Consider the following 4,535-nt stretch of genomic DNA (forward strand, 5'->3'; position numbering starts at 1 on the left):
GTTCATCCGTGGTAAGATGGGTGTAGGTCATTTGTGGTCACTCCTTTGTATTCTTTGGTCGGAATTACAAGTTGAGTGTACCACAAATGGCTGTTTTAGTTGTCTAGCTTAATTTTACAATCGGCGATAAATAAAAAAAGTGATGGGAGGTAGAAAATGGACATATCAAAGCGACATAATTATCAATCTAAATTAATGACTTCAAATGCGAAACAACTTATTGGTATAGGTAAGGCTCATAGTAAGATTATATTGATGGGAGAGCATGCGGTTGTCTACGACTACCCTGCGATTGCATTACCTTTTAATTCGGCCAATGTGACTGTGACGATCACTCCTTCTAAATCTAATCATACTTACATTCATAGTTCATATTATGATGGCATTATAGAAGATGCGCCGGAATCTTTAGATAACCTTAAGCAAGCTATTGAAGTGACTCTGAGTAGCTTTAAATTAGCGAATACGCCTATGGATATTACTATCGATAGTTCGATTCCTTCAGGGCGAGGTATGGGTTCGTCAGCTGCGGTTAGTGTCGCGCTAGTTCGTGCTTTGTGTGATTTTTACAAGCAAGAAATATCTAATTATCAGTTGAATTTCATTGTGAATCAAGCCGAGGTTATCGCCCATGAATCAACAAGTGGTTTAGATACTCTTTTAGCTAGTACAAATTCACCGGTTATTTATCGTAAAAGTCAAACAGCAAAAACGATTAAAATTAACCTAGATGCTTACTTAGTTGTAGCTGACAGTGATATGCCAGGTCAGACGAAGACAGCCGTGAGTAAGGTGAGACAATTAAAAGAATCGAAACCAGATTTTATTAGAACGGTGATGAGGGCCATTGGTGGCTTTGTCCAACAATCTGTTGATGCGATTCAAGCGAAAGATATCAATGAATTAGGTCGCTTGATGACATATAACCATTACTATCTCAATCAATTAGAGATTTCAAATGCCCATATTGACCGTATCGTTAACGCTGCTTGGATAGCCGGTGCTTTAGGTGCTAAACTTACAGGCGGAGGCTTCGGTGGCTGTGTAATCGCACTAGCTCAAACTAAAGTCGAAGCCGATTTGATTCAACAAGCAATGATGGATGCGGGCGCAACAAAAACTTGGTCATTAGATTTAAAAACAATATAAGGTGAGGTTTATAATGCAACATAAACAAATGGATACAACAACGTATCGTGCTTATACTAACATTGCTTTAATTAAGTATTGGGGAAAACGAAACAAAGAATTGTTCCTTCCCGTTACAAGTAGTCTTTCTTTGACGCTTGATCAATTTTATACAGAAACAACTTTAGAATGGAATTCTCAATCCAATGAGGATACCTTTACCTTAGATGGTCAAATACAAGACATTAACGCGATCGAGAAAGTATCGCGTTTTATTAATATGTTCAGAGATTTATCTGGTATACATCGACCAGTACACGTAAACAGTACCAATCATGTTCCAACTGCAGCCGGTCTTGCCTCTTCGGCATCGGCTTTTGCAGCTTTAGCTAGTGCCTGTAATGATTTATTTGAGACAAATCTATCGAATAAAGAACTGTCTACCTACGCTCGTCGTGGTTCTGGAAGTGCTACTCGTAGTTTATTTGGTGGCTTTACCGTTTGGCATAAAGGAATTGGGAACGAATCGGATTCAAGTTTTGCTGAGATGATTGATGAGGCTGATTGGGATATTGGTATGCTTGTTGTTATGATTAATAAAGAACAAAAGAAAATTAGTAGTCGTGTCGGAATGGAACATACTATCGAAACTTCTCCTTTCTACAAACTTTGGCCGGAAACAGTGGCTGAAGATTTGGAAGCAATCATTCCTGCCATTGAGAATAGAGATTTTCCGACGATTGGACAAATCGCAGAACATAATGCGATGAAGATGCATGCGACGATTATTGCTGCTGATCCAAGTATGACTTATTGGGAACCTGAATCTCTGACTGCAATGAACATCGTCAGAGAACTTCGTGAAGCTGGCATTCCTTGTTACTTTACAATGGATGCTGGACCAAACGTGAAAGTTCTTTGCCGTTTAAGCCAGGCCGAAGAAATTAAGAAAGCCTTTGAAAAACATTTTTCAAGTGATCGTCTAGTTATAACTGGACCTGGAAAAGGACCGCATAAGATTAGTTAGGAGTGTAGATATTGTCAACACAAACATCGATACAGGATCTTTTCAATCGAACGTCCTTCAATGAATCTAGTACCGTTAAAGTACCAGGGAAATTATTTATAACGGGTGAATATGCGATTTTATTCCCGAAACAACCGGCTATTATTATAGCGGTCGATCAATTCTTAACTGCTCGAGTTACTGCGAGTGAGCATACTGAAGGTGGAGTAATAACGACTAATTTGTCTGAATTAGGTCCTTTGAATTATGATCGAAAAGATAATCATTTCCAAGTTGCACCAAATACTGCAACTGGTTGGCACTATTGTATTAATGCGATTCGTGTCACTGAATCACTTTTACGAAGCTTAAATGTCTCTATTTTAAATTATAATATTCAATTTAATTCAGACTTAATTAATAAAGATGGGTTAAAATTCGGTTTAGGCTCAAGTGGTGCAATTGTCGTAGCGACGATTAAAGGGATATTAGCTTATCATGGAGTACAAGCATTAGACCATGTGACTATCTTTAAACTGGCTGCGATTGCGTTGGCTTTATCGAAATCAAATGGGAGTTTGGCTGATATCGCGACAATTACGACTGGTGGCTGGGTTTATTATCAATCTTTTGACCGTGAGTGGCTGAAAGAGATGGTTCACGCAAACACACCGGTGGCTTCCTTGCTGTTAATGGATTGGCCAGACCTTGTTATTGAGTCCTTAAGTGTTCCGGCTGAACTAACTTTATTGATTGGTTGGACGCAATCCCCTGCTTCTACTGAAAACTTAGTTGGGCAATTACTTGATCGATTAAATCAAGCTGATGACCAATTCAAAGCATTCTTAAAGAATGCAAAAGCATCGGTTGAACGCATGCGTATTGGCTTTCAAGAAAAGAACTTAACTGCCATTCAAGATGAGATTCAAGTATATCGGCAATTACTCTTAGATTTGAGTCATACCTATCAACTAGACATCGAAACGAATGAACTGACTCAATTTATTGAAACAGCCCTTCCTCACTCATACATTGCTAAGTCCTCTGGGGCTGGTGGTGGCGATTGCGGCATTGCTATTGGCCATAAAGATATCAAGACAGAGACTTTAATTAAAGATTGGGAATCGGAAGATATTGTAGCTTTACCACTGCAAGTAACTCCCCCCTTCTCTACGGAAACAACATAGTATCGGAGGCAATTATGACAAAAGAAAATCAACCTTCACTTGCTCAACAACGAAAAGATGATCATGTGAACTTGGCATTAGAACAACAAAGTAAATTACAAACATCTGCGTTTGATGATATTCGCTTTATGCATCATTCATTCAGCGAGGTGAAATTTGACCAAATAGATACATCAACTCAATGGGCAAATACGACACACCGTTTTCCTTTCTATATCAATGGAATGACCGGTGGTTCAACCTATACGAAACAATTCAATGATTCACTATCAACACTTGCACATGAGACAGGCTTAGCGATGGCATCAGGTTCTTTCAGCGTCGCTTTGAAAGAACCTGAAGTCAGAGATTCGTTTACGATTATACGTAAAAATAATCCGAATGGTTTTGTTATGGCAAACTTAGGTGCACATCATGACTTAGAAAACGCTAAACGTGCTGTTGACTTATTAAAAGCAAATGCCTTACAAATCCATCTGAATACACCCCAAGAAGTTGTCATGCCTGAAGGTGACCGTGATTTCTCAACTTGGAAAGAGAATATTCAACAAATTGTTGAAGGCTTAGATGTTCCTGTAATTGTTAAAGAAGTTGGTTTTGGAATGAGTAAAGAAACCATGGAAGAATTAATTTCACTAGGTGTTAAAAACATCGATGTCAGTGGGCGTGGGGGCACAAACTTCGTTAATATCGAAAATGACCGCCGGGATACGATTGATTTCAGCCTACTAGGCGAATGGGGACAAACAACCCCTGAATCCTTATTGGAATCACTTTCCTTACAAAAAGAAGTGAATATTCTTGCCAGTGGTGGAGTCAGAAGCTTTTATGATATCGTAAAAGCACTTGCGCTTGGTGCCAAAGCAACTGGCCTATCTGGTAAATTACTTCAGACAGTCCACTTAGAAGGTGTCGATGCCGCTACAAAAATCGTTCTGGATTGGGAGAAAGCAATCAAACATATGCTTCTATTACTCAACTGTCATAACATCCAAGAACTACAAGAAACTCAATTATTACTACGTGGTCCACTACGTGAATATGCTGAATTACGTGAGATAGATTATAAATACCTCGCAAGACGTTAAAAAAAGGTTCTACAATAAATAGGGTTGATGACAAAAATTAAAATGTCATCAACCCTATCTTTGTGTCTTCTAAAAGACGCAGATATTCGTTATATTAAAAGTACCACCAAATAACATAAGGAGAAT

Annotated in this window: 4 protein-coding genes; all 4 read left to right on the forward strand. The window is 38.7% G+C overall.

What is annotated here, in order from left to right:
• Positions 1-156: 156 nt before the first annotated feature.
• The 4 genes from mvk to fni are packed head-to-tail and all read left to right on the forward strand — an operon-like array spanning position 157 to position 4,409.
• Positions 157-1,149 carry a mevalonate kinase gene (gene mvk / locus ACEN3Z_RS11590; protein WP_407090952.1) on the forward strand — a complete coding sequence of 331 codons (993 nt, stop codon included), beginning with the start codon at positions 157-159 and terminating at the stop codon, positions 1,147-1,149.
• A gap of 13 nt (positions 1,150-1,162) precedes the next feature.
• Positions 1,163-2,155: a diphosphomevalonate decarboxylase gene (mvaD, locus tag ACEN3Z_RS11595; protein WP_235888763.1), complete on the forward strand. Its 993-nt coding sequence runs from the start codon at positions 1,163-1,165 to the stop codon at positions 2,153-2,155.
• A gap of 11 nt (positions 2,156-2,166) precedes the next feature.
• The gene (locus ACEN3Z_RS11600; RefSeq protein ID WP_407090953.1) at positions 2,167-3,321 is read left to right on the forward strand and encodes a phosphomevalonate kinase; all 1,155 of its coding nucleotides are present in this window, start codon (positions 2,167-2,169) and stop codon (positions 3,319-3,321) included.
• Positions 3,322-3,335: 14 nt separating this feature from the next.
• Positions 3,336-4,409, forward strand: coding sequence for a type 2 isopentenyl-diphosphate Delta-isomerase (fni, locus tag ACEN3Z_RS11605; RefSeq protein ID WP_407090954.1), 1,074 nt, complete (start codon positions 3,336-3,338; stop codon positions 4,407-4,409).
• Positions 4,410-4,535 lie beyond the last annotated feature (126 nt).

Source organism: Ruoffia sp. FAM 26254 (assembly GCF_045528545.1).
Taxonomy (GTDB): domain Bacteria; phylum Bacillota; class Bacilli; order Lactobacillales; family Aerococcaceae; genus Ruoffia; species Ruoffia halotolerans.

Excerpts from the sequence above, each read along its gene's own strand:
- mvk (WP_407090952.1), top strand. The coding sequence starts at position 157 with ATGGACATATCAAAGCGACATAATTATCAATCTAAATTAATGACTTCA.
- mvaD (WP_235888763.1), top strand. The coding sequence starts at position 1,163 with ATGCAACATAAACAAATGGATACAACAACGTATCGTGCTTATACTAAC.
- fni (WP_407090954.1), top strand. The coding sequence starts at position 3,336 with ATGACAAAAGAAAATCAACCTTCACTTGCTCAACAACGAAAAGATGAT.